Here is a 26,943-nt window from a genome sequence, read left to right as displayed (position 1 = left end):
CAGCCAGTTTTTGCCTGCACTCGTTTTCAAATATTTTTCTCTTACCCTTGCTTCAGCCCATGAAGGATGCGTTTCAGTATAAATAATTTTCCATGGGCGATGGCCTTTTGTAAACCTGTTTTTGCCGTCATTATGTTCTTTTAATCTTCGCAAAACATCTTTCGCCATGCCTGTGTACCAGGTAGCATCTGCAAGACTTTCTAAAACATAAACAGTAATCATAATAAAAAAACCCCACACTCAATAATCTGAATATGGGGTTAACTTAACCTTTCCTTTGTAGCCGGTACGGGAATCGAACCCGTCTTTCCTCCGTGAAAGGGAGATGTCCTAGCCGATAGACGAACCGGCCGCTTTAATTGCGGGAGCGCAAAGATAATAGCCATTTGCTAATGAACAAAGTTTTAGTTTTTTTTGAAACAGAATATTTAATGCCCGATTTTAATTCTTATTTATGTTTAATAATTATTCATTGTACAACTATTTGGAAAAATTACTGCTGAATGCTAATAAAATAATGCATTATTCTACATTTATCGGGTTATAAAGAATATATGAGAAAAGCCATTTTATTGACCAATGGGTTATATGATACTGAAAATGCAAAAACGGCCCATGGTTTAGTGCGGGAAAGTAACCGTTACAAAATTGTAGGCGTAATAGATCATGTTTTTGCAGGTAAAGATGCCGGGGGTTTATTAGATGGCCAACACAGGAACATACCTGTTTTTGCAACGGTTACCGAGGCAATGGTTGCAAACCCGGAAGTCTGTGTTGTGGGCGTGGCGACAAGCGGTGGCATTTTTCCGGGCACATTGCTGAACGAGGTAAAGGAAGCCATTGAATTAAAGCTTGATATTATAAATGGCCTGCACGATCATTTAAATGAAAGGCCTGAAATAAAAGCGCTTGCAGAAAAAAATAATGTTGAACTCATTGATATAAGACGACCTAAAAAATTGCACGAGCTACATTTCTGGACGGGAAAAATTTTTGATGTTAAAACACCGGTCGTTGCCGTTATCGGTACAGACTGCGCATTGGGCAAACGCACCACAACACGATTTGTAATGAATGCCTGTAATAATGCCGGCATGAACACCCAAATGATTTATACTGGACAAACAGGCTGGCTGCAGGGCGGCAAATACGGCTTTATTTTCGATTCAACCTTAAACGATTTTGTTTCAGGCGAACTGGAACATGCCATACTCACCTGCCATGAAGAAACACATCCGGATATTATTTTTATTGAAGGTCAATCAGCGTTGAGAAACCCAACCGGACCTTGCGGCAGCGAGCTGCTTATATCGGGCAATGCCAAACATGTAATATTAGTTACGGCGCCTAAAAGAAAATATTATGAACATGAACCTGCCTGGGGCGAAATACCTTCGCTTGCATCCGAGATAGAACTGATAAAACAGTTTGGTTCAACCGTAATTGCCATTGCCATCAATACAGAACATTGTTCTGATGAAGAGGCATTCATGTTTCAAAAAGAATATGAAAAACAATTCGGCATACCGGTTATGCTGCCATTGCAGGAAGGTTGTGAAAAGATAGTGCCCGTAATTAAGAAGCTTTGAATTGTTTGTTTAAAAGTTGTGTGATTAGCGGTCAGGCGCTTTAAAAAGCTCTCATCAAATAGATTAACCTTAAAAGCGTCAGACCGATATACGATATAATATTAGCTCAGACAGCTTATAAAAAGCTTCGCAAAAGTTAAGTTGATGAAAATAAAATCTTTTAAATCATATAAGAAAAACCTCCTCTTGCAAAAGCCTTATACGATTGCGAGGGAAACCATCACGGACGTTGAAAATGTTTTCCTGGAAATTGAACTGGAAAATGGAATTGTTGGTATAGGAGCCGCCAATCCTTCTCCTGAAGTAGTTGGAGAAACGCCTGCGCAAACATGGCAGCATTTACAGTCAGGATTTTTGGAATCGTTTATTGGAAAAGATATAAGGCAATTCCTGCATCATATTTTTTTAAGCAAACAACATTTTGCTAACCTGCCCGGAACACAGGCCTGTATTGATATTGCGCTGCATGATGCTTTCACCAAATGGCTTGGTATAAGTGTGGTTGATTTTTATGGAAGACAACATGAACGCATGCTTACTTCGGTAACAATTGGTATTAAAGATGTGGCTGCAACGCTTGAAGAAGCGGAAGGTTATTATCAAAAAGGCTTTCGTATTTTAAAAGTAAAAACAGGTCTTGATGCAGCGCTTGATGCAGAACGCATTATTAAACTGAAAGAAAAATTCGGACAACATTTTATTATCCGCGTTGATGCCAATACAGGTTATACATTGGAAGACTTGAAACAATTTCTTTCACTTACAAAACAATATAAAGTTGAATTGATAGAACAGCCATTGCTTCCATCCATAGATCATGAATTATTGCAGCTACCTGCCCAAACACGGGCATTGTTAGCCGCAGATGAATCGCTCAAAAATGAAACTTCTGCTTTATCCATCGCAGCACAAAAATTATATGGCATATTCAATATTAAACTCATGAAATGCGGCGGCATACAAAACGCATTCAATATTGCCAACATTGCAAGACCTGCCGGCATCAGTTTATTCTGGGGCTGCAATGATGAAAGCATTGTAAGCATAACGGCTGCTCTGCATGCGGCCTTTGCCTGCCCGCACACAAAATATATTGATCTCGACGGCAGCCTCGATCTTGCTGAAGATGTGGTGACAGGCGGCTTCACTATCAAAGATGGATACATGTATTTGCATGGCGGAAATGGGTTAGGCGTAACAATCATTTAGTAATTTGCGTACCGCACAACGGTTAACCATCATGCTACATAAATCAATCATCACTTTAATTTTTATTGCAACAACCTTTTTAGTTTCAGCGCAAACACAGGTATTCCGTAATGCATCATTGCCCGTAAACGAAAGGGTGAATGACTTACTTAAACAGTTGACACTGGAAGAAAAAATTTCTTTATTGGGTAATGAAAGTAAAGCCGTATCAAGGCTTGGCATTCCTGCCTATAACTGGTGGAATGAAGCTTTACATGGTGTTGCCAGGGCAGGCCGTGCTACCATATTTCCGCAGGCTATTGGCATGGCCGCCAGCTTTAATGAGGCGCTCTTAAAAGAATGCGCTGCCACTATTTCCACAGAAGCAAGGGCTAAGTATAATCTCGGTGCAAAAAAAGGAGAACATCTTCAGTATATGGGTTTAACCTTTTGGTCGCCCAACATTAATATCTTTCGCGATCCCAGGTGGGGCAGGGGCCAGGAAACTTATGGTGAAGATCCTTTTCTCACCGCAGCAATGGGTACCGCATTCGTTACCGGCTTACAGGGCAATGATGCATTGCATTTAAAAGCAGCAGCCTGCGCAAAACATTATGCCGTGCACAGCGGCCCGGAAGCGGGCCGCCATTCATTTAATGCTGTGGTTAGTGAGAAGGATTTGCGTGAGACTTATTTGTATGCGTTTAAGAAACTGGTTGATGCAAATGTGGAAGCGGTGATGTGCGCTTATAACCGGGTGAACAATGAACCTTGCTGCACAAGCGAAACTTTGCTGCATAATATTTTGCATAAAGAATGGAATTTCCAGGGGCATGTGGTTACAGACTGCGGTGCATTAAATGATATTTATACCAGCCATAAAACCTATCCAGCAAGGGTGGAAGTTGCTGCAGCTGCTATTAAAGCCGGTGTTGATCTTGAATGCGGCGGTATCTTACAGGCTGATGTGATGAAAGCGGTTAATGAAAAATTGCTCGAAAAAAAAGATGTGGACAGTGCACTTGCCGCAATATTACGCACACAGGTAAAACTTGGTTTTTTTGATGACAGCACGTTTTCACCATACAAACATTTTGGAGAGGATAGTGTCGCCAATAATTATCATCGAACACTCGCAAGAAGAATGGCTGCTGAAAGCATGGTACTGCTGAAAAATGATAAACAGATATTGCCGCTCGATAAAAATAAATATCACCAGATAATGATTGTCGGGCCCAATGCAACTTCAGCAGATGCATTACTGGGCAACTATCATGGCGTAACCGGCAAGGCCGTGAACTTCGTTGAAGGGATAACCAACGCGGTGGATGCTGCCACAAGAATTGAATACGATATGGGTTGCGATTATGAAGACACTACGCACTTTGGTGGCATATGGGCGGCGGGCAATGCTGAAGTTACCATCGCTGTTGTAGGTTTTACACCGGTATATGAGGGCGAAGAAGGTGATGCCTTTCTGGCAAAAGGTGGCGGCGACCGGAAAGATTTTTCTTTGCCTGCTGCACACATTGCTTACTTGAAAGCCTTGCGTAAAGCAACTAAAACACCATTGATTGTTGTCATTACTTCCGGCAGTGCAGTTAATATCAATGCGATTAAAGATTATGCGGATGCCATTGTACTGGCATGGTATCCGGGTGAAGAAGGCGGTAATGCACTGGCCGATATTTTATTTGGAAAAGTATCACCGTCAGGACATTTGCCGGTAACTTTTTATAATGCTTTTGCTGATCTTCCCGATTATGCCAGCTATGCCATGAAGGGCAGAACATATCGTTACTTTAACGGCCATGTACAATATCCTTTTGGTTTTGGCCTGAGCTATACCAGTTTTGATTATGCCTGGGCGAATAAACCTGTTGTAAACAAAGACAGCATTAGCTTTTCTGTCCATATAAAAAATACAGGCAGGTATGATGGAGCTGATGTGGCGCAGGTTTACATCAGTTACCCGCAACTGCCCGGCATGCCGCTAAAAGAATTAAAGGCCTTCAAAAAAATCCCGCTTGCTGTACATGAAGAAAAAACCGTACGGTTCAGTATTCCTTTAAGCGAACTGCAGAAATGGGATGATGGTAAAAATGCCTGGCAATTATATCAAGGCAATTATACAATCACGGTGGGAGAAAATGCTGCAGCTGCAAAACTTACAGCTGCAGTTTCTATAAAATAAACGACGCTTATTTCTTCCGCTGCCTGAACATCCATTCAATGGCAAGTTTATTATTGTAGGCGGCCAGCCAGGAGAAATGACCTGTTTCAGGAAACATGGAAAAACCCGGATGGGAGCCTGCATTCATCAATGCCTGCAGCATATCAACCGAAAACTGCGGGTTTACTGTACCATCTTCTGAACCATGGGCAATCCATATCGGTATATGTGCAATGGATGCTGCTCTCGCTGTATCACCGCCACCGCAAACAGGCATAGCCGCAGCAAATAAATTGGGATAACGTTCAATAGCATCAAAAGTTCCAAAGCCACCCATGGATAAACCGGTGATGTAAATGCGGTTTGTATCTATAGACGGATTTTTTTTCATCTGCTGTATCAATGCAATTACCAGTTCCATGGGTTTGGATGGTGCTGGCTGCAGCGCCATGGCGCGGCTGGTATTCATGCGGTTAAAATTAGACCAGGCCATCCCGGTTGGGCATTGCGGTGCAATTACAAAGGCAGGATACATGCTCATCATTTCATCCGTAGCAAAGTTCATGACACCCCATTTTAACTGTGCATCATTATCATTGCCGCGTTCGCCTGCACCATGCAGGAATATTACAAGCGGGTATTTACGGCCCGGATCAGCATCAGGAAATAAAAGCCGGTAATTTAATGTATCGCCTTTTGCACCTACAAAATGTTCAGCGCTGAAACGGGATGGCTGTGCTTTTGCAGTGATACAGGTGCTGCATAGTGCAGCAATGAGCAGCGTGGATACTAACTTTTTCATTGGCATTTATTTTTAAACTTGTTTTTGGTTTAATTGCTGTGTGTAGTTATAGTGCGTTTAAATTAATTGTCAATATTACATAATTATAAAGAATGTAGAAGTGCATTAGCAAATGCTGTTGCTGAGCAGGTTTCTTTTTCAAAAAATTATTCGCATAGTCATATGGAGACATGGCAAAGCTTTATCTTGTACACATAAATTACAGCTATGAGAAAATTGCCGCTTCTTGTTTTGCTAACCTTTGTTTTGGTTAATGCGTTCGCACAAAATACATCTTACCAAAAGGCAGTAAAAAGTTTTGATGCATATGTACAAAATGCAATGCAGTTGTGGAAAGCGCCCGGTCTTTCTGTGGTGGTGGTAAAAGACAACAAAGTTGTTTTTAATAAAGGTTATGGTATGAAAGATATTACAACAAAAGCGCCATTTGAAACGTCAACGCTTTCTATATGCGCTTCTACCACCAAAGCTATGACGGCTGTATGTATGGGCATGCTGGTGGATGCGGGAAAAGTTAACTGGACAGATAAAGTAAGTGATATTTATCCTGAGCTTAAATTGTACGATAACTATGCCAGCAGCGAGCTTACCGTAAAAGATCTTTTTACGCATAATGCAGGCCTTGGCAATGCAGATTTACTTTGGGTTTTTGATTACGGCATGGACACCATCATTCACCAGATACGTTATTTGAAACCTGCCTATTCGTTCCGGTCTTCTTTTATTTATCAAAACCTCATGTACATGGTGGCGGGCGAAGTGATACATAAGATTTCGGGCATACCATGGGACAGGTTTATTAAAGACAGCCTGTTTGCAAAACTTGGCATGAATAATACATTTCCCAATTACAGGCAATCGCTGGTAAGTAATAACCACATCACACCGCATTATATGTATGAAGACAGCGTGGTGGAAACAATACCTTTTATCGATAGTAAAACCATTGATGCAGCAGGTGGTGTATGGAGCTGTACAGATGATATGGGCAAATGGATAGGTTTTATGCTTGACAGTACAAAGATCAACGGTAAGCGTTTATTAAAACAGGAAACATATCTGGAGTTATTTAAGCCCCAATCCATTGTTACGGAAGATGAATTTTATCCAACCAAACAATTAACCCATTCGCATTGGACAACTTACGGGCTTGGCTGGTTCCAGGAAGATTATAGAGGCCGGATGGTGCAGTTTCATACAGGCAGTCTTGACGGGGCCGTTGCTATTGCCGGGCTAATACCGGATGAACATTTTGGTGTGTATATGTTTGCTAATATGGACCATACTGAAATACGTCATGCTTTATTGTATAAAGCCATGGATCTTTTTGTTTTTAATGATGATAGAACGAACTGGAGTAAAGATCTTTATCAACTTTACACAAAGCGTTTTGCAGCATATAAAGCAGAAGAAGCAAAAACAGATTCTGCAAGGGTTTTACATACAAAACCTTCGCTTGAGCTGAAAAATTATGCGGGTAATTACCATAATGAAATATATGGCGATGCAGGTATTGCATTGCAGGGCGATTCGCTCGTAGCAACATTCCCCAACAATATCAATATTGATTTAAGCCATTGGAATTACGACACTTTCCTTGGCAGGTTTGAACACAAATGGTATGGTAAAGCTTTTTTACGTTTTAATTTAAATGAAAAAGGAAATGTAAGTGGCTTTAATTTTTTTGGGGTTGAGTATAATAAGGAAGAAGAGTAAGCCCGTGCTTATATTTTATTGCCCACAGGTTTAAAAAACCACTAAATATCTTCTTACAGCTTTCTTATGTAACTAAAGTTACTGTATGGGTCTGGTTAAGTTTTGAATTTTGCAAAACAATATAATGCTGCAAAAGCAAAACTTAATATATGGCACAGGAATATTTTTATGAAGTAAATATTCGGCGTAAAGAAGGAAGGGTTGGTGAACTTTCGTCACCTGTTTTAAATAAAACCATCGAATGCGCCACACCGCCTGAATTCCCGGATGGCGTTAGGGGCATCTGGTCTCCGGAACACTTGTTTGTAGCTTCTATAAACAGTTGTTTTATGGCTACCTTTTTAGCCATTGCACATAATTTTAAAATTGAAGTGGAAGATTTTGACTGCAAAACAGTCGCCCGGCTTCAAATGGTTGATGGCAGGTACCAGATAACGGAAGCCGAAATGCACCCGGTTGTTAAGCTTGCACGCCCGCAGGAAGATGCGGAGAAAGTAATGCGGGTATTTGAAAAAGCTAAAACCGGCTGCCTGGTAAGCAATTCAATGAAAACAGTTGTTACGCTCAGACCTTCTCTGAATTAGGTGGTCCAAAATATTATTCAGTTTACAGTAAAGTATTTTTAATTTAATAAATGAACAAAATGTTTGAAATGTTTAAAAACCTGTTCGCAGGAACAGATAATGAAGCCCTTACCGGGGCCATAAAAAACGGGGCTTATCTGGTAGATGTACGTACCCCCGGAGAATTTTCCATGGGCAGCGTGAAAGGTGCTGTCAATATTCCGTTAGATAAAGTGCTGAGCCGTTTATCTGAGTTTAAAGCAGAAAAAAGCATCGTTCTTTTTTGTCAAAGCGGCGGCCGGGCCGGCCGGGCAAAAAGCATGCTGGAAGAAAAAGGCATACGGAATATAATAAATGGCGGATCGTGGCATAATGTTCAGGCATGCATGAATAAATAGTGCAGCCGTTTATTGCCAGGAAATTTTATCATTCAGAAAATAAGATATAAGTATGAAGCAATATTTAAGTGGCTGGAATTTTATGCGTGTTTTCCGGCTTGCGGTTGGGGTGTTGGTGCTGGTGCAGGGAATCAGGATGCATGACTGGAGCTTTATTCTCATTGGTGCGCTGTTTTCTTTAATGCCGGTATTCAATATAGGTTGCTGCGGTTCGGGCAGTTGCAGTATTTCCCGTACAGGTAACCGTACCTGCGCAACAGGCGATAAATTACATGACGATAGAAAATAATCAGGAATGAAGCATACGGCATTTATAGTGTTTGTGTTAATCATGCTGCTGGCAGCCTGCAACAATACGCCATCTGAAAAAGGCACACCGGATGAAGCATTGTATTTACGCAGGGGCGATAGCGTTGCCTCCTTCGCACAGGCAATGCTGTTGTCCAATGTATCCAATGCCATACAAACACGCGGCGTGGCCGGTGCAGTTGATTTTTGCAGCGAAAAAGCCATTCCGCTTACAGACTCCGCTGCTGCCTTGTATGGGTATGCTATTAGCAGGATTAGCAATAAAAACCGTAATCCCGGTAATGCACTGCGAACTGCTGCAGACAGCCTTGCCTGGCAGCAAATGAATGCGTTAATACAAGACAGCGCACAAAAGCAAAAGCATTTTATCATGCAGGCGGGTAACAGTATTACTTACTATAAAGCAATTACCATTGCCATGCCCACCTGCCTCAAATGCCACGGCCAACCACAAACAAATATATCTCCCGAAGTATTAGCAGTCATCAATCAAAAGTACCCGGCTGACAAGGCTACCGGTTACCATGCCGGTGAACTTAGAGGCTTATGGAAAATAAAAATGACGAAATAGGATGAAAGTGTTTTTAAAGAAAAATATAGCAATTATTGCGGGCATATTTATTGGCGCTGCTGCAGGCTTTCTATACTGGAAATTTATAGGATGCAGCTCCGGCACATGCCCTATTACATCCAAGCCTGTTAACAGCAGCGTTTACGGAAGCATAATGGGAGGCCTGCTGGCTTCCATGTTTTCTCAAAAAACGGGCATAAAGATTCAGGCTTTTACTTCGTTTACAAGCGCTTTACCATTTACAAAATCAGCCAGGTTATTTAATGTTATGGTGGCTATCTGCTCTAAGGCTTCACTGGTAAAAAAAGCCTGGTGCGCTGTAACCAGCACATTGGGAAAAGTCATCAGGCTTGCAAAAACTTCATCCTGCATAATTTCTTCAGAAAGATCGCGAAAGAAAATATTGGTTTCCTGTTCGTATACATCAATACCCAGGTAGCCAAGCTTTCCATCCTTCAAAGCTTTGATAGCATCTTTTGTATTAATCAACGCGCCGCGGCCGGTATTAATGAGCATTGCGCCATTCTTCATCTTATTAAAAGCGCTTTTATTAATAATATGTTTTGTTTCTGGCGTAAGCGGGCAATGCAGGGAAATAATATCAGCCTGTTCAAGCAATTCATCAAGGCTTACATATTTAACGCCTTTCTCTTTTAACTCATCCGTTTCATACACATCATATGCTATAACATGGCAGCCAAAACCCAGCATGATAGTGGAGAAAGCCCTGCCTATAATACCTGTGCCAATTACACCAACTGTTTTATTATGCAGGTTAAAACCCGTAAGCCTTTCCAGCGAAAAATTGCTTTCCCTTACACGGTTATAGGCTTTATGCGTTTTACGGTTTAGTGTAAGAATAAGCGCTACCGCATGTTCTGCCACGGCTTCAGGAGAATAAGCGGGCACTCGCACCACTTTAATGTTATTTGCATACGCTGCAGGAATATCAACGTTATTAAAACCGGCGCAGCGCAAAGCAATAATCTTAATGCCGTTTGCCGCAATTTTTTCAATTGTTTCCTTATCAAGATTATCATTTACAAAAATGCAAACTGCGTCAAAGCCTTGTGTTAAGTTAGCGGTGTTTTTATTAAGTCCCGCTTCAAAATAAGTAATGGAATAATGATGATGTTTATTGATCCTGTCAAAATATTCCTTATCATAACTTTTAGCGCTGAACAGAGCTATTTTCATAATAACAATATTATTACTTTGTGCTTAAACAAGCCGGTGTATTTAGTGAATATTGCATTAACGATTCACGTTTGACAACTCACCACTCACCACTCACTATTCTAAAACCAGCTTTTTCTTTTGCGGCGGCTGCCGCCTAAACCTAATGCGCCTAATATGCTGCGTGTAATTACAGAAGCGGCAGTTCGTTCAGCCTGGCGCATAGCGGACGTATCAAAAATGCTTTTTTCTTTAACCTGCCTGGTTTGCTTTTGCTGTTGTGCTGCCTGCACTTGCTGTTGCTGCCTTTCCGCTGCAAGCTGTAATTTCTCGTTTAATATTTCATAAGCGCTTTCGCTGTTTATCTCCCGGTTGTATTTATTGATGAGCTTGCTTTTGGCAATCAATGCATCTATTTCGCTTTCGCTTAAAATATCCATGCGGCTGCGAGGCGGGCAAAGCATGGTATGCACCAGCGGTGTGGGAATACCTTTTTCATTCAAGGTAGTTACAAACGCTTCGCCGGTGCCGAGCTGTGTAAGCAGGTCTTCTGTTTTATAAAAATCTGTTTCCGGAAAATTCTCCGCGGCTTTTTTGATGGTCTTCCTGTCGGCGGCGGTAAAGGCGCGCAGTGCATGCTGCACTTTTAAGGCAAGCTGGCTTAATATGGAAGCCGGCACATCCTGCGGCTTTTGTGTGCAGAAGAAAATGCCTACGCCTTTTGAGCGAATAAGTTTTATGATGGTTTCTATCTGCTGTAATAATGCATCTGTTGCTTCTTCAAAAATCAGGTGAGCTTCATCAATAAACATTACAAGCTTTGGCCTGTCAAGGTCGCCTTCTTCGGGACAGGTGGCATACAGCTCTGCCAGCATTTGCAGCATGAATGTTGAAAAGAGTTTTGGCCTGCTCTGCATGTCTGTAACGCGAAGAATATTGATCATGCCGCGGCCATCATCGTTTATGCGCATCAGGTCGTCAATTTCAAAGCTGGGCTCACCAAAGAATATGTCGGCGCCCTGTTGCTGCAGTTCAACCACCTTGCGCAGGATGGTGCCTGTTGTGGCAGATGAAATATTGCCATACATTTTGCCCAGTTCTTCTTTGCCTTCGTTGGCGGCATACTGCAATATCTTGATGAAATCCTTCAGGTCGAGCAGGGGAAGTTTATTATCGTCGCAATATTTAAACAGCATTGAAACCACGCCGCCCTGCGTATCGTTCAGGCCGAGAATTTTGCTGAGTAATATTGGCCCGAACTCCGTTACCGTAGCCCTTAATCTTATTCCTTTTTCATTGCTCAGCGTAAGCAGCTCCACGGGGAAACCTGTTGGCACATAATTAATGTTAAGCAGCTTAATGCGTTCGGCGAGTTTATCATTCACAGCGCCTGCTGCGGCAATGCCGCTCAGGTCGCCTTTAATATCCATCATCACAACCGGTACGCTGGCATCGCTTAAAAATTCGCTCAATAACTGTAATGTTTTGGTTTTGCCGGTTCCTGTGGCGCCGGCAATAAGGCCGTGGCGGTTAAGCATGCGCAGCGGGATAGACACATCAGCGCCCGGAACAACCCGGCCATCAAGCATGCCGCAGCCTATTTTAATATGATCTCCTTTAAAACCATACCCATTGTTTATGGCAGCGAGGAATTCATTGGATGAAGCCATTTAAAATTTTTTTTTGGGAAAGATAGGCGATTAGATGTTTGCAGAGAAAAATTTTAGCGGTGGTAATATGCCCTGGAAAAAGCATATTCAGCAATATATAGCAGCACGAATATGCGCAACCGCGCCATTATCCTTTTTACATCAACATGTCTTTGTGATTACATTTGCGCAGTTTAAATTTTATACAATGCACGGTTTGAAATTTGTAAAATACCTGTTCTTCTTCATGGCTTTTCTTATAACATTAAAAAGCCTGAAAGCGCAAAGCGCTGACAGCTTGATATACCCGGATGAAAAACATTTTAAAAATATTCAGCAGCTAACTTTTAACGGCGATAATGCAGAAGCTTACTGGAGTTATGATGATAAGCAGGTGATCTTTCAGCGCAAACATGAAAGCGAAGGCATTATGTGCGACAGGATATTTATTGGAAATATTCCTGCAGCCGGCCAGCCATTTATATTTAAACAATTGAGCAGCGGGCTTGGCCGCACTACCTGTGGTTATTTTTTACCAGGCGGCAAAGAAGTAGTATATGCTTCAACATATTTGGGTGGCGATAGCTGCCCGCCGGTGCCCGACCGCAAACAGTATGGCAACCGCTACCTCTGGCCGGTATATAACAGCTATGATATTTTTCTCGCAGATACTTCGGGAAAAATAATTAAACAGTTAACCAAAACAAAAGGTTATGATGCCGAAGCCACCTTGTCGCCCGATGGAAAGAAAATGATCTTTACATCCGATCGTAACGGCGACCTGGATTTATATGTAATGGAATTAAAAACAGGAAAGGTCACGCAGATTACGCATGAACTCGGTTATGATGGCGGCGCATGGTTTAGCCCCGACGGCACAAAAATAGTATGGCGTGCCAGCCGGCCAAAGACACCGGAGGAAATAAAAGATTATAAAGACCTTTTATCGGAAGGGCTGGTTGCACCCACGCAAATGGAAGTTTTTATAGCCAATGCCGATGGCAGCAATCAACAGCAGGTAACTTCACTGGGCCAGGCAAACTGGGCGCCCAATTTCACGCCTGATGGCAAACGCATTATTTTTTGCAGCAACTATGAATATAAGCATGGCTTTCCTTTCAATATGTATTTAATGAATTTGGATGGCAGCGGCCTTGAAAAAATTTCGCATGGCAATGGCTTTGATGCCTTCCCGATGTTTAGCTATGATGGCAAAAAATTAATGTTTTCCTCAAACCGTAACAGTGGCGGCGGATACGATATTAATTTGTTTATGGTTGACTGGGAGAAATAATGAGCTCACAGCGCGTAACTCGCCGCTCATAGCTTATAACCAACAATGCTTACATTTGAACATTCAAACTCATCACATCATGTATAATTTCCTGCTTGGCCTACACAATTTATTACGCTGGATAATTTTATTACTGCTGGTTGTAAACCTTTTAAGGCACATCGCGGCTGTTAATAAACCTTTTGGGGCAACCGATAAAAAGCTTGGTTTAATACTCATGATCTTTGCGCATATTCAATTGCTTATCGGGTTATATGAATGGTTTGCCGGTTCATGGGGGCTTCAGAATTTTATGAATAACGGGGCTGAAGTGATGCGCAACAGCGCCAGCCGCTTTTTTGCCGTTGAACATACTGTAGGAATGATCGTGGCAATTATATTGATTACCGTAGCCCGGGGCGTGTACCGCAAGAGCATACCCGATGGTAAAAAACACAGGCGCTGCATATTGCTATACACGTTTGCACTTTTAATAATACTGGCTATGATCCCCTGGCCGGGCATGTATGAGTTCGGCAGAAACCTGGTACCTGCGTTTTAGATTTTCAGGGCGTTTGCGGATGACCATATGCTCTGGTAAAATAGTAATCATTCAACTTTAATTAATATTTACCGGGCCGTGACGGGTCCTTCCTCCATACATCCTTGTACTCTCCTTCATACCTGGAGCATGCTTCCTGTATGAAGCGCCTTGTTTGCGGGTAAAAAAATCGGCAGGAATACTAATGTGCAGGTCTTGTATCAGTTCTCCGTTCGTCTGTAAGCACAACCCGTTAATGTTGTTGCCGAAATGCAAAAAAGCCACAAATAATTTATATCTGTGGCTTTAGTGTTAAGGCGGTGATTATTCCGGATTTATTTTTAGCCTGGTTAGTGAAACCAGGCCGGCAATAATTTCTTCCCATTGTTTTGCCTTTTAGTTGATAAATTTAAAAACCATACATTCCACCCGAAACGGAAATCTGTTCTCCCGTAATCCAGGCCGCATCATCAGAAGCAAGAAAAACGGCTGCTTTTGCAATATCTTCGGGCTGGCCTCTGCGGCCAAGGGGCGTATTGGCTATAAACATTCTTTCATACTCGCTGCCGGGAGTGACACCAGCGCTGTTTGCGCCTTCCGTTTCCGTAGCGCCTGGCAAAATAGAATTGATACGAATGTTTTTTGCACCCAGTTCTTTCGACAAAGCAATTGTTATAGCATCTAATGCCGCTTTAGTTGCAGAGTACAACGAAGCTGCAGGAAGAGGCATTTTGCTTGCACCTGAACTGATGTTGATGATATTGCCCCCCCTTGTCGCCAAACAGTTTCAACGATGCCTGGGTAGCAAGTACCGGTCCCAAAACATTGGCGTTGAAATGCTGATGAAAAGTTTCGGCTGATACTTGTTCAATAGGTTGGTAAATATGAAACGCTGCGTTGTTTACCAAAATATCCAGCGTACCGTATTCTTTCTTTGTTTCTTCAAAAAGTCTTATTACGTCGGCTACTTTCGATACATCGGCCTGCACCGAAATAGCAGTGCCGCCTTTGCCGGTTATCTCCTTAACCACGCTATCTGCGCCCTCTTTACTTGTGGCATAATTTACAACCACCTTTGCACCTTCACTGGCAAAGTGTTTGGCGATAGAGGCGCCTATTCCTTTGGAGGCACCTGTAATTATCGCTACTTTATTTTTTAATTTACTCATGATTTTTTTATGATATCAGCTAAAAGAATAATATCCTGTAGCCTCGTTACTTAAATTACCTGGTTGCAATAGCAACCTTGATATTTGGTTTTTTAAAATTCTGTTTGTATTATGATGCCCTTTATATCGGTTTATCAGCCGAAGTTAACCAGGTCCTTAAAGATGAGTTGACCCCAGCTCTTTCCCCGCGCCTGCACCAGCAACCCGCCTTCCGAAAGCCCGCCGAGGTTGATGGGTGAAAAACCAAGATTTTCCGCTAGCGCACCAATCTCCGCGGCTGCGCCGTCGTCGTCGCTGGCAAGAAATACGACTCTCCTGCCACTATGTACAGCCGGGTCCCGGGCGAGCACGGAAGCAACCAAATGGTTGAAGCCCTTCACCAGTTTTGCACCTGTGAAAGCTTTCGCTACGACCCTGGCAGAAGGCTGTCCTTCCAATTGCTCAACAGGTACGCCGTAGGCATTGGTCACATCAACGATGGTCTTGCCGCTCCAGGTTGGCAGTGCCTTCGCGACATCGGGGTACGACTCAAAGCGGACAGCCAAAAAGATGATATCCGCTTTAACGGCTTCTGCGAATGCTTTAGGAATAACTGTAGATCCAATTGCGGCTGCATCGGATGCAAAGCTTTCCGGGTGGCGCGTGGTGGCAACGGCTACTTCAATGCCTTTACGGGCAAATGCCGTAGCCAGGGCCTGGCCGATATTGCCGAAGCCGATAATTGCGTAGCTCGCTACTTTGTTTTCTGATTTACTCATTTTGAAAATTATTTTAATTATTTAATGGCACGAGTTCAAACTCGTGCCGGCGTGGGAGTCAATTATTTAGACAAATAGGTTCATACCACCATCAACAAGGAGTTCCGCACCAAGCATGAACGAAGAATCATCAGAGGCCAGGAAAACCGCTGTTTTACCAATGTCGGATGGTTGCCCAATTCTGCCTATCGGCATTTCGCTTGCAAAGTGTTTTTTTATACCTTCAATTTGTTCTGCGGGAACAAACTTTTCAAATGCTGGTGTATCTGTTGTGCCGGGTGATATTACATTTGCCCTGATCCTTCTATCTAACAGGTCATTTGAAAATCCTTTTGCAAAAAAGATTACGGCCGCTTTTGCAGCACCATAAAGCGTAAAATTCGGATATGCCCGATGCGCTGCATTTGACCCGATAAGAATAATAGAACCACCATCATTCATATAGGGCAGTGCTTTATGAACGGTGAAATAGACACTTTTCAGATTTAAATCCATTGTCTTATCATACACTGCTTCGCCAATATCTGCCACAGAACCAAATACTGCGCCTGTAACTGCACCACCTGCATTGGCTACGATCACGTCTATCTTACCAAATTTTTCAGATGTTTCTTTAAACACTCTTTCAAGGTCGGCAAGCTTGGTTACATCGGCGTTGATGGCTATAAAATTATCGCCAAGCTGAGCCACAGAACTTTCTAAAGTTTCCTGGTTTCTGCCAACAATAGCTCCTGCAGCGCCTTCATTTTTAAACTCCCGGGCAATGCCAAACCCAATGCCACTATTACCACCTGTAATAACTGCCACTTTGTTTTTTAATCTGCTCATTTTATTTATTTTAAATTTGTTTCACGAAGGTACCATCAATAGTATATATTTGTAACTATTATAGTTTATTCTGGTTACTATTTGGTAACTATAAATCTTAAAAACATGAGAGACGACAGATTTTGCAATTCGAATTGCCCGTTTACCAGAGCTATTGGCACTATTGGTAATAAATGGAAGCCTATAATAATTAATGTTATTGGCACCCGTTCCATCCGTTTTGGCCAGTTAGACGCCATTGTGCCCAACATTTCAAGGAAAGTACTGACCGAACAGTTAAAAGAGCTGGAGGAAGATGGGCTATTGCGGAGATTGGCTTATAAGGAAATACCGCCAAGAGTAGAATATAGTTTGTCTGAAAAAGGCCTGGCCTTTTTACCAATTTTAGAAAGTATAAAAGAATGGAATTTAAAATATGAGATCGCTACAATGCCCCTGGAGACAGAATAAAAATTACCTGCCTTTTTCTATATTATTAGCTACTTTAAAGATTGGATTACCAAAGGATATAATTCCTTTTCAAAATCGCTTCCTTGTTAAATCTTTTATTTAATCTCTCCTTATACGGCCAACAGCTTGCAGCTTAAAAGCCCGCAGTTCGCGGCCTGCAACTTGAGGCTTGCCGCTTGGAGCCTCTTTTCACCTGTAGGTTAAAGAAATATAATAGGTGAAAACAATAAGTTCATTTTATCCAATTTTGAAATATCCTTTTTTATCCTTTTTTTTGCGGCCTGTTAAGTAATCTGTGAAACCGGAAGAATCAACAATGTTCATCGCCTTGTTGTTTATCGCCTCGAACGAATTAAGCCTGCCTTTTACTGTATCCGTACGCCGCCAGGGAAGTGTGTAGTCATGCTTTGTTGACAACCTTATGGCCCTGCTATGCCCTTTGCCTTGTATATCTCATACCATGGGAGTGAGGGCGGCGAAGCCGTAAATAAACGGGAAGTATTTAATATTTTTTTAGATAAGCATCATAGCGTTATTTTATAGAATGAATACCAGGATAGCTGTGATTGGTTTAGGTTATGTAGGCTTGCCGCTTGCCCTCGAATTTGCCAAACATTTTGCCGTTACCGGATTCGATATAAATAACCAGAGAATTGCCGAATTAAGGGGAGGAAAAGACCGCACACAGGAAGCAGACCCCGGCATTTTACAGGCAGCATTAAAACAGGATAACAACCATACCAAAGGCATTTTTTTTACAAACACTCTGGAAGATCTAAAAGCAGCCAACGTTTATATTATAACCGTTCCAACACCGGTTGACCGGTATAATGCGCCCGATCTCAGCTATTTGTTGGAGGCCTCTGAAATGGCAGCGCGGGTTTTAAAACAGGGTGATACGGTTATTTATGAATCAACGGTTTACCCGGGATGCACAGAAGAAGAATGTGTGCCTGTGCTGGAAAAAGCATCAAGGCTTACTTTTAATAAAGATTTTTATGTTGGGTATTCACCCGAACGCATTAATCCCGGTGATAAAGTAAACACGCTGGCTAATATTAAAAAAGTAACATCGGGTTCAACACCGGAAGCTGCTGAAAGAATAGACAGTTTGTATAGAACCATCATAACCGCCGGTACGCATAAAGCACAGAATATAAAAGTGGCGGAGGCTTCCAAGGCCATTGAAAATGCCCAGCGGGATGTAAATATTTCTTTTGTAAATGAACTGGCGCTCATATTTGACCGTATAGGTATTGACACAAATGATGTGCTGGAAGCGGCCGGTACCAAATGGAATTTTTTAAAATTCAGGCCCGGTTTGGTGGGCGGGCATTGCATTAGCGTTGATCCCTATTATCTTGCACATAAAGCAACTTCGCTAGGCTATCATCCCCAGGTAATATTATCCGGCCGCAGGGTGAATGATATGATGGGTGCTTTTATTGCGGGCAAAGTGGTAAAGCTGATGATTAAAAAAGGCCATACTATAAAGGGTTGTAAAGCCTTACTGCTGGGTATAGCTTTTAAGGAAAACTGCCCCGATATAAGAAACAGTAAGGTGATTGATATATACCGCGAACTGCAGCAGTTTGGAGTGGAAACAGATGTATATGACCCGCTGGTGAATAAGGAAGAGGTGAAGAAGGAATTAGGCATTGATGTAATAACCCGGCAGGAAATAACCAAGGATTATGCGGCTGTTATCATTGCGGTTGCCCATACGGTATTTCTTGAAATGGATTTTATGCCGTACAAAAAGAATAATGCAGTTATTTTTGATATAAAAGCATGTATTGGCAAAGAACTTGCTGATGCAAGGCTGTAACTTGATATTGTAAATTTTTATTATGCCAGATAGTATTTGATTTTTAAGCCAATCTGTCCTTATTTTGATTTATCTAAATATATTCATTGTGAATTATAAAGGTTCCCGGAATCAGCTAACTGAAACTATATTCAACTGTAATATTGTAAGGCCGTTTTTATATTACGTTGTGCCGGCATATCATTATATAGCTATATCGGCCCATTTAAAAGCAATTAATTCATACTAACATGAAGCATACCAGGTTGTCTTTTTTATCTTTCTTGCTTTTTACCGCATTATTATTACTATTAAACTCCTGCACTTCCTATAAAAACGTTTCTTATTTCCAGGATTATGCAGATACTGCAAAGCCGGTTGTGGTTAAAACGGTGCCCTTTAAATCACCGGTGATACAGCCGGATGATATTTTATCGGTAACCATCGAAACAATAGATAATGACGTTACGTCCCTGCTTAATAATACGAATAGTATAAATAATACCTCCACAACTTTACCTGTCTCCGGCAATGCCCCGAATAATAGCACTCAAAACGTAAATGGATATTTGGTGGATAAGGATGGATATATAGAACTTCCTTTTGTGGGTAAGCTACATGTGGCAGGATTAACCACTGCAGAAACCAAGGATTTGGTTACAAAAGAAGTGGATAAATATTTTAATAATGCTATTGTAAATGTAAGGTACGCGAATTTCAAAGTAACGGTAATAGGTGAGGTGTTAAGGCCTTCTACTTATATTGTACCGAATGAAAGGGTGAATATTTTTGATGCTTTGGGACTTGCAGGCGATATGACCATATACGGGCGGCGGGAAAATGTGTTATTAATGCGCGATACCCTAAATGATAAAAAACTTATCCGCCTTAATCTAAATAATAAAGACATTGTAAGCTCCCCGTATTTTTATCTACAATCTAACGATATAGTATATGTGCAGCCCAATAAATATAAGATTGCTTCCACGGATGCCTATCGAAACCGTTATATAACCATAGCTGCGGCTGTGCTCACTCTTGTAATTGTTGCATTGAGAACGCGTTAATTAAAGAATTTAAAATTGTTTATGGATAATACGCAAACAGGTATGATTTCTCAGAAGCCTGAAGAGGAATTTGATATAAAAAAGATTATTGGCAGATTCCTTGTTCAGTGGAAACTTTACCTTTTAAGTTTAATAGCTCTTTTAATCTTAGCCTTTTTGTATATAAGGTACTCTACCCCAATGTATAAAGTACATTCACAGGTTTTGGTGGAAGACAATGACAGCAAGGGAGGCTCATCATCTTCTGCATCTTTTGCTACCAGCGCTATTATGCAGGACTTTGGCGGCCTGTTTAGCATGCAAAGCAATGTATATAACGAGATGGCTATTTTAAAGACACAGGATTTATTAGTAAAAACAATAAATGAGCTTAAGCTAAATGTTGCTTATTTTAGTAAAGGCGATATAAGGGATGTCGAATTGTACGATAGAGCGCCTTTTAAGGCTACATTTTTCCCGGTTTCTGATTCTATCAGCTTAATCCAATTTGAGGTTGCAATACCAGCTGCCGAAAAAAAATCGAAATACACTATCAGTAATGAAGATTATAATTTTGAAGTAACTGCAGCTTTTGGCGATACCATTAATACCCCTGCCGGTAAACTTTGCTTAAATGCTACAGGCGAGGATTTTACCACAACGAATTATATTTTTTCTGTTAACTCTGTTGATGCCGTTGTGGCCAACATTAAACAAAACATGACAATATCTATACCGGATGACCAAACTACCGTTATTCAAATAGATTATAATACTAATATCCCCAGGAAAGGCGAAGCTATTGTAAAGACGCTCATTCAGCAATACATGCAGCGGAACCTGAATGAAAAAAATGCAATTTCAGACAGTACAATTACATTTATCAACAGCCGAATAGGTCTCGTATCAGGCGATCTCACAGGTATTGAAACCGATATAGAACAGTTCAAACAAAAAAACAACCTGGCAAATATTGACGCCCAGTCTCAGGTGCTTATAGAAAATACATCGACCTATTATCAAAAATTAAATGAAGTAGATGTACAATTGAATGTTGTTTCAACGATGCTTGAGTATTTAACAGATGAAAACAACAACAATAAAACAGTGCCTGCTTTACTCACCGCAGATCCCACCTTCCTGCAATTAATGCAGCAATATAATATGCTGGTTTTGCAGAAAGAAAGACTATCCCTTACCGTTAAAGAAAATAATCCTATTGCATCTAATTTAAATACGCAGATAAGAAATGTGCGGGCCGATATGGTAAAAAGCCTGCAAAGTCAGAAAAGGGCTTTGCAAATAAGCAGGAACAAAATTGCACAGGAAAATAACCAAATGGCAGGGTATATTAAAAAAATTCCTGCACAGGAACGCCAGTATGTAGATTTATCCAGGGAAAAGGACGTAAAACAGGCGCTTTACCTTTATCTGTTGCAGAAAAAAGAAGAAACAGCTATAACAAGGGCCTCCAATATTCCAAGTGCAAGTGTAATACAGGAACCTAAATCTGAATACCTGCCCTATTCTCCAAATAAAATGCTTATTGGTGCATCTGCCATACTCTTTGCTTTCATTTTGCCCACAGGTTTTATCATATTAAAGCAATTGCTTTCCAATAAAATCGTAAGCAGGGAAGATATTACCGGTAACACGCAGGTTCCAATACTTGCAGAAGTTGGGCATTACGACGGTGAAGGCATATTGAACATGAAGGAGGCGGGCCGCACGGCAGTAGCGGAACAATTCAGGGTATTCAGAACCAATCTGGATTTTGTAATAAAAAAGAAATCGTGCCCCATAATCCTTATTACCTCTACCATTTCGGGAGAAGGTAAATCATTCATAAGTTCCGGTCTTGCTGCTACATATGCTTATAGCGGCAAAAAAGTTTTACTGATGGAGATGGACTTGCGTAAGCCTAAATTATCAGCAATGTTAGGTCTTTCCAATGAATCAGGCTTTACTTCTTATATAATAGGCGATAGGCCGGTTAATGAGTTTATAAAAGAATTAAGGGTGGCCCCCAATATTTTTCTTTTTAGCTCAGGGCTGGTTCCACCCAACCCGGCTGAATTGCTGATGAGTGATAAAATGGAAACCATGTTTGATGTACTAAGAGCCTCGTTTGACGTAATAATAATAGATACCGCTCCTATTGGCGCTGTTACCGATGCGCAGATACTTTCGAAATATACTGATGCAAATTTATATGTGATGAGACAGGGCTATAGTTTTAAAAGCGGGATAGAGATACTAAATGAACTGACAGATACCGGTAGGATGAAAAAATTATATACTATAGTAAACGACGTAAAAAAAGGCAGTACTTACCGGTATGGATACGGTTACGGCTATGGCTATGGATACGGTTATTTCGAACAGAAGAAAAAAAAGAAATGGCTGTCTTTTAAGTAATGTAATTATTTTAAAAACTGTATTAGTTTAAAAAGAGCAAACATAGATGAATATCTTAGTAACCGGCGCAGCAGGATTTATTGGTTCATTTCTTTCAAAGGCACTTATTGACAGGGGACATAAAGTTATAGGCCTTGATAATATCAACACTTACTATGAAGTAAATCTTAAATATGCCCGTTTAAAGAATTTAGGAATAAACGTAAATGATATAGAATATGGAAATTCTATCGCTTCGAACATATATAAAAATGAATTTATATTTGTTAAGCTTGATTTGAAAGATGATGAAGGCTTGACAAGATTGTTTGAACGCGAACGGTTTTCTATAGTAGTAAACTTAGCTGCACAGGCTGGTGTGCGGTATAGTATAGAAAATCCTAAAACCTATATGCAATCTAACCTTGTTGGTTTTGCTAATATCCTGGAGGCTTGCCGTCATTTTAATATTGAACATCTTGTATATGCCAGCAGTTCCAGTGTTTACGGATTAAATAAAAAAATACCATTTTCCACGCATGACCGTGCCGATCATCCGGTTTCATTGTATGCTGCTACTAAAAAAAGCAATGAATTAATGGCGCATGTATATAGTCATTTATACAAACTGCCGACAACGGGTTTGCGTTTTTTCACGGTTTACGGTCCCTGGGGCAGGCCCGATATGGCTTATTTTATTTTTGCAGAAGCCATTATGAAAAATAAGCCTATTAGGGTTTTCAATGATGGAAATATGCAAAGGGATTTTACTTATGTGGATGATATTGTAGATGGAATTGTAAGGGTGTTGTTGCATCCGCCAAAGGCAAATATATATTGGGATGCAGTTGCCGGCAATGCTTCCGCTTCATCAGCCCCTTATAAAGTGTATAATATTGGTAATAACCAGCCAGTACGGTTAATGCAATTTATTAACGTATTGGAAGAAGCGCTAGGAAAAGTAGCAATTAAGGAAATGATGCCTATGCAACCGGGCGATGTAGAGACAACTTTTGCCGATATAGATGAATTAGCAAGCGATTTTCAGTTTAAGCCTTCAACAGATATAAAAACAGGGATAAAAAAGTTTGTAGAATGGTATCAGGGTTATTACCAAAATTAATGAAAGCTCCTTTAGGTGCTAAACTGAAGAATCTTTTCAAACAGGACCTGGTTAAAAAAGTGAGAAAGGCGTTTATTTATCAGGTATTTGGTGCCGCCGCCGCTTTTTTAAGTAATGTGGTGCTCGCCCGTTTTCTGGGTGTAAATACCTATGGCGTATACAGTTTTTCTACTAATTTACAAAAACTATTACTTATTCCTACATTATTAGGATTTGGTACATATACGCTTCGCTATTACCCGCGTAAACTGGAAGAAGGGAACTGGTCGCTTTTGAGGGGATATAAAAGATTTACATACATAAGTATTACTTGTATGTCTATTGTTATAATAGCAGTCAGTTATATTGTTATATATCATACCAAATATGTGCTTTCTGAGAATAGGGACCCTTATATGGTTTTTATTTTGTCTTTGCCACTATATGCCTTTGTAAATTTATTAATAGCTACTGCGCAGGCAAGACATAAATTAACCTTAGCATTATTGCCAAACTACGTTTTATTGCCTGCTCTACTATCTTTTTTTAATATCAGTATTTATTATTTAATAACAAAAAACATTAGCGCTATTGCTTTTGCCTGGATTTATGTCGGATCAAACCTTATAATTTTAATATATCAGATTATTGGTTTGAATAGGTTTAAGATTAAAGAACTACAATTCGCAAAACCTGTATATGCTATAAAGGAATGGCTGTCAACATCATTGCCTATGTTGTTCACGAGCAGCTTGCAGATACTTTTAAAAACTGCAGATGTGTTTATGATCGGGCTTTTAATGACGCCGAAAGACGTAGGTATTTATAATGCGGCACTTAAGATTGATAATATAATTTTATTTGGGTTAACAGCGGTGAACTTTGTAGAAGCACCGATAATTTCGAAGTTATACGGTGCAGGAGATATGAAAGGGCTTCAAAAAACAGTTAAACAGTCTGCCTGGCTCATCTTCGTATTTACTATTTTTATATCCATGCCTGTAGTCTTTTTTGGCAAACCTATTTTAAGTCTTTTTGGTGAAGAGTTTAAAGTAGCTTTCTGGCCATTGATAATTATTTTAATCAGCAATGTATTCAATGCACTCAGTGGCTCTGTAGGATTATTAATGTCTATGACAAAACATCAAAAGGAAGCTTTTTACATAACAGCAGCCAGTGCATTAATTTGTATTGTTTTAAATTATTTTTTTATAAATCTCTGGGGTATAATGGGCGCCTCAATAGCAATAGCAATTTCAGTCATTGTTAGAAACGTTACAATGGTTGTTTATGTAAAAAAAGTTGTTGGAATAAATGCTACTGTATTCCCTTATTAATTAAATTCTATGTCTATAATTTTTATTGCGGGTTTAACAAGAAGCGGAACAACATTTTTACAGTCGCAATTGGTACGTTATGAGAATGTAGTGGCTCTCGGTGAAGTAATTCAAACAATTCAAGCTATTAAAAATATTAACATACAACCATCTAAATGGAAAATAAAACTTGGGCTTAAAAGTGAAAATTATTGGACACCAAAAACATATATTGAGCTTATTGAGCGTGTTCGTAAAGACATTTTTTGGAGTGATTTAGAAAATGATATCCGAACAGCTCGGGATATAGAATCCGCGATTGAACTTGTATACGCAAAAGCGGAGCAAGTTTATCCTAATCATATAATAATTGATTCATCAAAAAATATAGCGAGTCTTAAATATATATTAAATATTAATAAATTTAAGGGAAAAGTGAAGGTAATAATGTGTATAAGAGATTATAGAGGATGGCTATATTCCACAAAAAAACATCAACGAAGAGCGGGAATTCATCAAAGAAGCAATTTATTAGAAATGTACAAATGGCTTTACTCTAACAAAAAACTATTATCATTTTTAGATAAAAATTTAGCTAACAACTATAAAATTATTTCTTATGATAAGCTGATATTTTTCTTTTCCAAACAAATTAGTGAACTGTCAGATTTTTGCACCTTGGGCAAGAAAAGTGATTTGGAAAATATGCATAAGTTTCATGAAATTTTGGGAAGCCCTACCCTAAAAATAAATTTTGATTCAAATAATCTCGAATATGACTCGATATGGTTTTCACACGTGAGTTCGTGCTTCGAATGGCCTGTAAGTAATTTTAATCGAAAGGTTTATTTACAATTAAGCAAAAATAAATGAATATTCTTTATAGATTATATAAAAAAATGCATCAAGAATTTATCTGGATCACAAAAGGAGGGGCTTACTATGCTAAAAGCATAGGGGTTTCAATCGGCAAAAACTGCAGAATTTTTACCAGAAGATTTGGAACAGAACCCTTTTTGATTGAGATAGGAAATAATGTTACTATTACAAAGGATGTAATTATACTTACACATGATGGAAGTACATGGCTTTTTAACGACCAGCAAGGACGACGCTATATGTATAGGAAGGTTAAAATTGGTAATAATGTATTTATTGGAGTTAACTCTATTATAATGCCGGGAGTATGTATAGGCGATAATGTTATAGTAGGGGCTGGTTCGATTGTTACAAAATCAATACCGAGTGGAAGTATCATTGCGGGAAACCCCGCAAAGATCATTGGGGACTTTTTTGACTATAAAAACAAAGTACTTGGAACTTATCTCTCAGATGCTATCATGACAAAAGAAGTATCAAAAATTGACGCTATTAAAAAAATTACTGCAAATATGGAAATGCGGGTATTCCTAAATGATAAATCAAACCCGGTAAAAGATTGAGATAAACGTTGTTTTGATAAATTTGGCAATTATAATGAATTAATTAAATAGATCTTTTTGAGAAAGGTTAGCCATATATTTTATTCAATAATTTTATTTCTTAATCTATCTGAAACATACAGAGTCCTTTCTTGGATTTTGTCTACAGGAACATCAATTATTTCTACAGTCACCTTAATAATTAATGCGATATACATAGTTATAAATTTTCAGTCTGCAAAGAAACTTTTTAGCACAAGAATTCCAATGTTATGGCTTTTCATAACGTTACTATTCCCTGTTATAATGATTACATTGAGTTTTGTACTGGGATTTATGGAGTTGTCAGAAATGGGTTATTGGATTTCTTTTACTGCATTATTCGGATCTTTATTTGTTGCGTCAGCAATATTGGCTTTTAATGTTTCAAAGAAGTGGATTTTAATATTGATTTGGGGTAGTGTTATATCAACAATCATAGGGTTTATTTTGAACTATACCTGGTTTGATTTGTTTAGAAAGATAGGAGACGCATCCAATACAGAAAAAGCATACGTTGTTTATGGTTCTTCGCTCGACAGAGGAGTCAGCTTTTTTGTTGCTCCCAACAGGGCTGCATTTACAGTAATATGTTTTTTGATTCTATTATTAACTACTGACTTTTTGCCTAAAAGACTAAGTTATTATTTAGGCTGTATAAT

At 39.9% G+C, this 26,943-nt stretch carries 27 protein-coding genes, 1 tRNA gene and 1 pseudogene; 20 read left to right on the top strand and 9 right to left on the bottom strand.

What is annotated here, in order from left to right; all coding sequences use genetic code 11:
- Both ACTHN6_RS11475 and ACTHN6_RS11470 read right to left on the bottom strand, forming a co-directional pair.
- Positions 1-222, bottom strand: a 222-nt coding sequence (locus ACTHN6_RS11475; protein WP_440435901.1) for a GIY-YIG nuclease family protein, incomplete at its 3' end; no start/stop codon positions are given.
- A 58-nt stretch (positions 223-280) separates the two neighbouring features.
- Positions 281-352, bottom strand: a tRNA-Glu gene (locus ACTHN6_RS11470).
- Between the two features lie 202 nt (positions 353-554).
- Here ACTHN6_RS11470 and ACTHN6_RS11465 point away from each other — a divergent pair.
- From ACTHN6_RS11465 to ACTHN6_RS11455, 3 genes are all read left to right on the top strand, one after another.
- Entirely contained in the window at positions 555-1,589 is a 1,035-nt protein-coding gene (locus ACTHN6_RS11465) for a DUF1611 domain-containing protein (RefSeq protein WP_440435900.1), read from the top strand.
- 144 nt (positions 1,590-1,733) lie between these two features.
- Positions 1,734-2,798 carry a mandelate racemase/muconate lactonizing enzyme family protein gene (locus ACTHN6_RS11460; RefSeq protein WP_440435899.1) on the top strand — a complete coding sequence of 355 codons (1,065 nt, stop codon included), beginning with the start codon at positions 1,734-1,736 and terminating at the stop codon, positions 2,796-2,798.
- Positions 2,799-2,829: 31 nt separating this feature from the next.
- Positions 2,830-4,971 (top strand): glycoside hydrolase family 3 C-terminal domain-containing protein, encoded by a 2,142-nt coding sequence (locus ACTHN6_RS11455; RefSeq protein WP_440435898.1) that lies wholly within the window; start codon positions 2,830-2,832, stop codon positions 4,969-4,971.
- A gap of 7 nt (positions 4,972-4,978) precedes the next feature.
- On the opposite strand, the gene ACTHN6_RS11450 is transcribed toward ACTHN6_RS11455, so the two are convergent.
- Positions 4,979-5,752 carry a prolyl oligopeptidase family serine peptidase gene (locus ACTHN6_RS11450; RefSeq protein ID WP_440435897.1) on the bottom strand — a complete coding sequence of 258 codons (774 nt, stop codon included), beginning with the start codon at positions 5,750-5,752 and terminating at the stop codon, positions 4,979-4,981.
- Positions 5,753-5,959: 207 nt separating this feature from the next.
- On the opposite strand from ACTHN6_RS11450, the gene ACTHN6_RS11445 reads away from it, so the two are divergent.
- The 6 genes and pseudogenes from ACTHN6_RS11445 to ACTHN6_RS11420 all read left to right on the top strand — a co-directional run.
- Positions 5,960-7,468 (top strand): serine hydrolase, encoded by a 1,509-nt coding sequence (locus tag ACTHN6_RS11445; protein WP_440435896.1) that lies wholly within the window; start codon positions 5,960-5,962, stop codon positions 7,466-7,468.
- 149 nt (positions 7,469-7,617) lie between these two features.
- Positions 7,618-8,052 carry an OsmC family protein gene (locus ACTHN6_RS11440; RefSeq protein ID WP_440435895.1) on the top strand — a complete coding sequence of 145 codons (435 nt, stop codon included), beginning with the start codon at positions 7,618-7,620 and terminating at the stop codon, positions 8,050-8,052.
- A 50-nt stretch (positions 8,053-8,102) separates the two neighbouring features.
- Positions 8,103-8,429, top strand: coding sequence for a rhodanese-like domain-containing protein (locus tag ACTHN6_RS11435; protein ID WP_440435894.1), 327 nt, complete (start codon positions 8,103-8,105; stop codon positions 8,427-8,429).
- A gap of 52 nt (positions 8,430-8,481) precedes the next feature.
- Positions 8,482-8,718 carry a hypothetical protein gene (locus ACTHN6_RS11430; RefSeq protein ID WP_440435893.1) on the top strand — a complete coding sequence of 79 codons (237 nt, stop codon included), beginning with the start codon at positions 8,482-8,484 and terminating at the stop codon, positions 8,716-8,718.
- Between the two features lie 6 nt (positions 8,719-8,724).
- A complete protein-coding gene (locus ACTHN6_RS11425) occupies positions 8,725-9,309 on the top strand; it encodes a Tll0287-like domain-containing protein (protein ID WP_440435892.1) in 585 nt (194 codons plus the stop codon).
- Between the two features lies 1 nt (position 9,310).
- Positions 9,311-9,421: pseudogene (locus ACTHN6_RS11420) on the top strand (hypothetical protein); the annotation flags it as partial.
- Between the two features lie 92 nt (positions 9,422-9,513).
- On the opposite strand, the gene ACTHN6_RS11415 reads toward ACTHN6_RS11420, so the two are convergent.
- A complete protein-coding gene (locus tag ACTHN6_RS11415; RefSeq protein WP_440435891.1) occupies positions 9,514-10,506 on the bottom strand; it encodes a 2-hydroxyacid dehydrogenase in 993 nt (330 codons plus the stop codon).
- Positions 10,507-10,607: 101 nt separating this feature from the next.
- The gene (locus ACTHN6_RS11410; protein ID WP_440435890.1) at positions 10,608-12,155 is read right to left on the bottom strand and encodes a helicase HerA-like domain-containing protein; all 1,548 of its coding nucleotides are present in this window, start codon (positions 12,153-12,155) and stop codon (positions 10,608-10,610) included.
- Between the two features lie 187 nt (positions 12,156-12,342).
- Here ACTHN6_RS11410 and ACTHN6_RS11405 point away from each other — a divergent pair, with 187 nt between their 5' ends.
- Positions 12,343-13,428, top strand: coding sequence for a TolB family protein (locus tag ACTHN6_RS11405; protein WP_440435889.1), 1,086 nt, complete (start codon positions 12,343-12,345; stop codon positions 13,426-13,428).
- Positions 13,429-13,507: 79 nt separating this feature from the next.
- Positions 13,508-13,969 carry a hypothetical protein gene (locus ACTHN6_RS11400; protein ID WP_440435888.1) on the top strand — a complete coding sequence of 154 codons (462 nt, stop codon included), beginning with the start codon at positions 13,508-13,510 and terminating at the stop codon, positions 13,967-13,969.
- A gap of 388 nt (positions 13,970-14,357) precedes the next feature.
- Here the strand turns inward: ACTHN6_RS11400 and ACTHN6_RS11395 are convergent, their stop codons facing one another.
- The 4 genes from ACTHN6_RS11395 to ACTHN6_RS11380 all read right to left on the bottom strand — a co-directional run bounded on the left by ACTHN6_RS11395 (position 14,358) and on the right by ACTHN6_RS11380 (position 16,703).
- Entirely contained in the window at positions 14,358-14,678 is a 321-nt protein-coding gene (locus ACTHN6_RS11395; RefSeq protein WP_440435887.1) for an SDR family NAD(P)-dependent oxidoreductase, read from the bottom strand.
- A complete protein-coding gene (locus ACTHN6_RS11390) occupies positions 14,641-15,117 on the bottom strand; it encodes an SDR family NAD(P)-dependent oxidoreductase (protein ID WP_440435886.1) in 477 nt (158 codons plus the stop codon). Before ACTHN6_RS11390 ends, ACTHN6_RS11395 begins: the two co-directional genes overlap by 38 nt.
- A gap of 134 nt (positions 15,118-15,251) precedes the next feature.
- Positions 15,252-15,875 (bottom strand): NADPH-dependent F420 reductase, encoded by a 624-nt coding sequence (locus tag ACTHN6_RS11385; protein ID WP_440435885.1) that lies wholly within the window; start codon positions 15,873-15,875, stop codon positions 15,252-15,254.
- Between the two features lie 66 nt (positions 15,876-15,941).
- Entirely contained in the window at positions 15,942-16,703 is a 762-nt protein-coding gene (locus tag ACTHN6_RS11380; RefSeq protein ID WP_440435884.1) for an SDR family NAD(P)-dependent oxidoreductase, read from the bottom strand.
- 105 nt (positions 16,704-16,808) lie between these two features.
- Between ACTHN6_RS11380 and ACTHN6_RS11375 the strand changes: the two genes are divergently transcribed.
- The 9 genes from ACTHN6_RS11375 to ACTHN6_RS11335 all read left to right on the top strand — a co-directional run.
- On the top strand, positions 16,809-17,153 hold the full coding sequence (locus ACTHN6_RS11375) for a winged helix-turn-helix transcriptional regulator (RefSeq protein WP_440435883.1): 345 nt from the start codon (positions 16,809-16,811) through the stop codon (positions 17,151-17,153).
- 544 nt (positions 17,154-17,697) lie between these two features.
- Positions 17,698-18,981, top strand: a complete 1,284-nt coding sequence (locus ACTHN6_RS11370) for a nucleotide sugar dehydrogenase (protein ID WP_440435882.1) — start codon at positions 17,698-17,700, stop codon at positions 18,979-18,981.
- Positions 18,982-19,211: 230 nt separating this feature from the next.
- Entirely contained in the window at positions 19,212-20,027 is an 816-nt protein-coding gene (locus ACTHN6_RS11365; protein WP_440435881.1) for a polysaccharide biosynthesis/export family protein, read from the top strand.
- Between the two features lie 21 nt (positions 20,028-20,048).
- Complete coding sequence (locus tag ACTHN6_RS11360) at positions 20,049-22,424, top strand: GumC family protein (protein ID WP_440435880.1); 2,376 nt, start codon at positions 20,049-20,051, stop codon at positions 22,422-22,424.
- Positions 22,425-22,470: 46 nt separating this feature from the next.
- Positions 22,471-23,526 carry an NAD-dependent epimerase gene (locus ACTHN6_RS11355; protein ID WP_440435879.1) on the top strand — a complete coding sequence of 352 codons (1,056 nt, stop codon included), beginning with the start codon at positions 22,471-22,473 and terminating at the stop codon, positions 23,524-23,526.
- On the top strand, positions 23,526-24,842 hold the full coding sequence (locus tag ACTHN6_RS11350; protein WP_440435878.1) for a flippase: 1,317 nt from the start codon (positions 23,526-23,528) through the stop codon (positions 24,840-24,842). Before ACTHN6_RS11355 ends, ACTHN6_RS11350 begins: the two co-directional genes overlap by 1 nt.
- 9 nt (positions 24,843-24,851) lie before the next feature.
- Positions 24,852-25,694 (top strand): sulfotransferase, encoded by an 843-nt coding sequence (locus ACTHN6_RS11345; protein WP_440435877.1) that lies wholly within the window; start codon positions 24,852-24,854, stop codon positions 25,692-25,694.
- Entirely contained in the window at positions 25,691-26,263 is a 573-nt protein-coding gene (locus ACTHN6_RS11340) for an acyltransferase (protein ID WP_440435876.1), read from the top strand. The genes ACTHN6_RS11345 and ACTHN6_RS11340 overlap by 4 nt, the downstream gene beginning before the upstream one ends.
- A gap of 57 nt (positions 26,264-26,320) precedes the next feature.
- Positions 26,321-26,943 (top strand): hypothetical protein (locus tag ACTHN6_RS11335; RefSeq protein ID WP_440435875.1); only part of this gene is annotated, 623 nt, incomplete at its 3' end.

The organism is Parafilimonas sp. (genome assembly GCF_051953455.1).
GTDB lineage: Bacteria > Bacteroidota > Bacteroidia > Chitinophagales > Chitinophagaceae > Parafilimonas.
The sequence above is the reverse complement of the archived record's forward strand: the minus strand, read 5'-3'. Positions and strand labels throughout refer to the sequence as shown.

What these genes read in the sequence shown, in the direction of transcription:
- ACTHN6_RS11465 (WP_440435900.1), top strand. Translation starts at nt 555, where the DNA reads ATGAGAAAAGCCATTTTATTGACCAATGGGTTATATGATACTGAAAAT.
- ACTHN6_RS11460 (WP_440435899.1), top strand. Translation starts at nt 1,734, where the DNA reads ATGAAAATAAAATCTTTTAAATCATATAAGAAAAACCTCCTCTTGCAA.
- ACTHN6_RS11455 (WP_440435898.1), top strand. Translation starts at nt 2,830, where the DNA reads ATGCTACATAAATCAATCATCACTTTAATTTTTATTGCAACAACCTTT.
- ACTHN6_RS11450 (WP_440435897.1), bottom strand. Translation starts at nt 5,752, where the DNA reads ATGAAAAAGTTAGTATCCACGCTGCTCATTGCTGCACTATGCAGCACC.
- ACTHN6_RS11445 (WP_440435896.1), top strand. Translation starts at nt 5,960, where the DNA reads ATGAGAAAATTGCCGCTTCTTGTTTTGCTAACCTTTGTTTTGGTTAAT.
- ACTHN6_RS11440 (WP_440435895.1), top strand. Translation starts at nt 7,618, where the DNA reads ATGGCACAGGAATATTTTTATGAAGTAAATATTCGGCGTAAAGAAGGA.
- ACTHN6_RS11435 (WP_440435894.1), top strand. Translation starts at nt 8,103, where the DNA reads ATGAACAAAATGTTTGAAATGTTTAAAAACCTGTTCGCAGGAACAGAT.
- ACTHN6_RS11430 (WP_440435893.1), top strand. Translation starts at nt 8,482, where the DNA reads ATGAAGCAATATTTAAGTGGCTGGAATTTTATGCGTGTTTTCCGGCTT.
- ACTHN6_RS11425 (WP_440435892.1), top strand. Translation starts at nt 8,725, where the DNA reads ATGAAGCATACGGCATTTATAGTGTTTGTGTTAATCATGCTGCTGGCA.
- ACTHN6_RS11415 (WP_440435891.1), bottom strand. Translation starts at nt 10,506, where the DNA reads ATGAAAATAGCTCTGTTCAGCGCTAAAAGTTATGATAAGGAATATTTT.
- ACTHN6_RS11410 (WP_440435890.1), bottom strand. Translation starts at nt 12,155, where the DNA reads ATGGCTTCATCCAATGAATTCCTCGCTGCCATAAACAATGGGTATGGT.
- ACTHN6_RS11405 (WP_440435889.1), top strand. Translation starts at nt 12,343, where the DNA reads ATGCACGGTTTGAAATTTGTAAAATACCTGTTCTTCTTCATGGCTTTT.
- ACTHN6_RS11400 (WP_440435888.1), top strand. Translation starts at nt 13,508, where the DNA reads ATGTATAATTTCCTGCTTGGCCTACACAATTTATTACGCTGGATAATT.
- ACTHN6_RS11395 (WP_440435887.1), bottom strand. Translation starts at nt 14,678, where the DNA reads ATGCCTCTTCCTGCAGCTTCGTTGTACTCTGCAACTAAAGCGGCATTA.
- ACTHN6_RS11390 (WP_440435886.1), bottom strand. Translation starts at nt 15,117, where the DNA reads ATGAGTAAATTAAAAAATAAAGTAGCGATAATTACAGGTGCCTCCAAA.
- ACTHN6_RS11385 (WP_440435885.1), bottom strand. Translation starts at nt 15,875, where the DNA reads ATGAGTAAATCAGAAAACAAAGTAGCGAGCTACGCAATTATCGGCTTC.
- ACTHN6_RS11380 (WP_440435884.1), bottom strand. Translation starts at nt 16,703, where the DNA reads ATGAGCAGATTAAAAAACAAAGTGGCAGTTATTACAGGTGGTAATAGT.
- ACTHN6_RS11375 (WP_440435883.1), top strand. Translation starts at nt 16,809, where the DNA reads ATGAGAGACGACAGATTTTGCAATTCGAATTGCCCGTTTACCAGAGCT.
- ACTHN6_RS11370 (WP_440435882.1), top strand. Translation starts at nt 17,698, where the DNA reads ATGAATACCAGGATAGCTGTGATTGGTTTAGGTTATGTAGGCTTGCCG.
- ACTHN6_RS11365 (WP_440435881.1), top strand. Translation starts at nt 19,212, where the DNA reads ATGAAGCATACCAGGTTGTCTTTTTTATCTTTCTTGCTTTTTACCGCA.
- ACTHN6_RS11360 (WP_440435880.1), top strand. Translation starts at nt 20,049, where the DNA reads ATGGATAATACGCAAACAGGTATGATTTCTCAGAAGCCTGAAGAGGAA.
- ACTHN6_RS11355 (WP_440435879.1), top strand. Translation starts at nt 22,471, where the DNA reads ATGAATATCTTAGTAACCGGCGCAGCAGGATTTATTGGTTCATTTCTT.
- ACTHN6_RS11350 (WP_440435878.1), top strand. Translation starts at nt 23,526, where the DNA reads ATGAAAGCTCCTTTAGGTGCTAAACTGAAGAATCTTTTCAAACAGGAC.
- ACTHN6_RS11345 (WP_440435877.1), top strand. Translation starts at nt 24,852, where the DNA reads ATGTCTATAATTTTTATTGCGGGTTTAACAAGAAGCGGAACAACATTT.
- ACTHN6_RS11340 (WP_440435876.1), top strand. Translation starts at nt 25,691, where the DNA reads ATGAATATTCTTTATAGATTATATAAAAAAATGCATCAAGAATTTATC.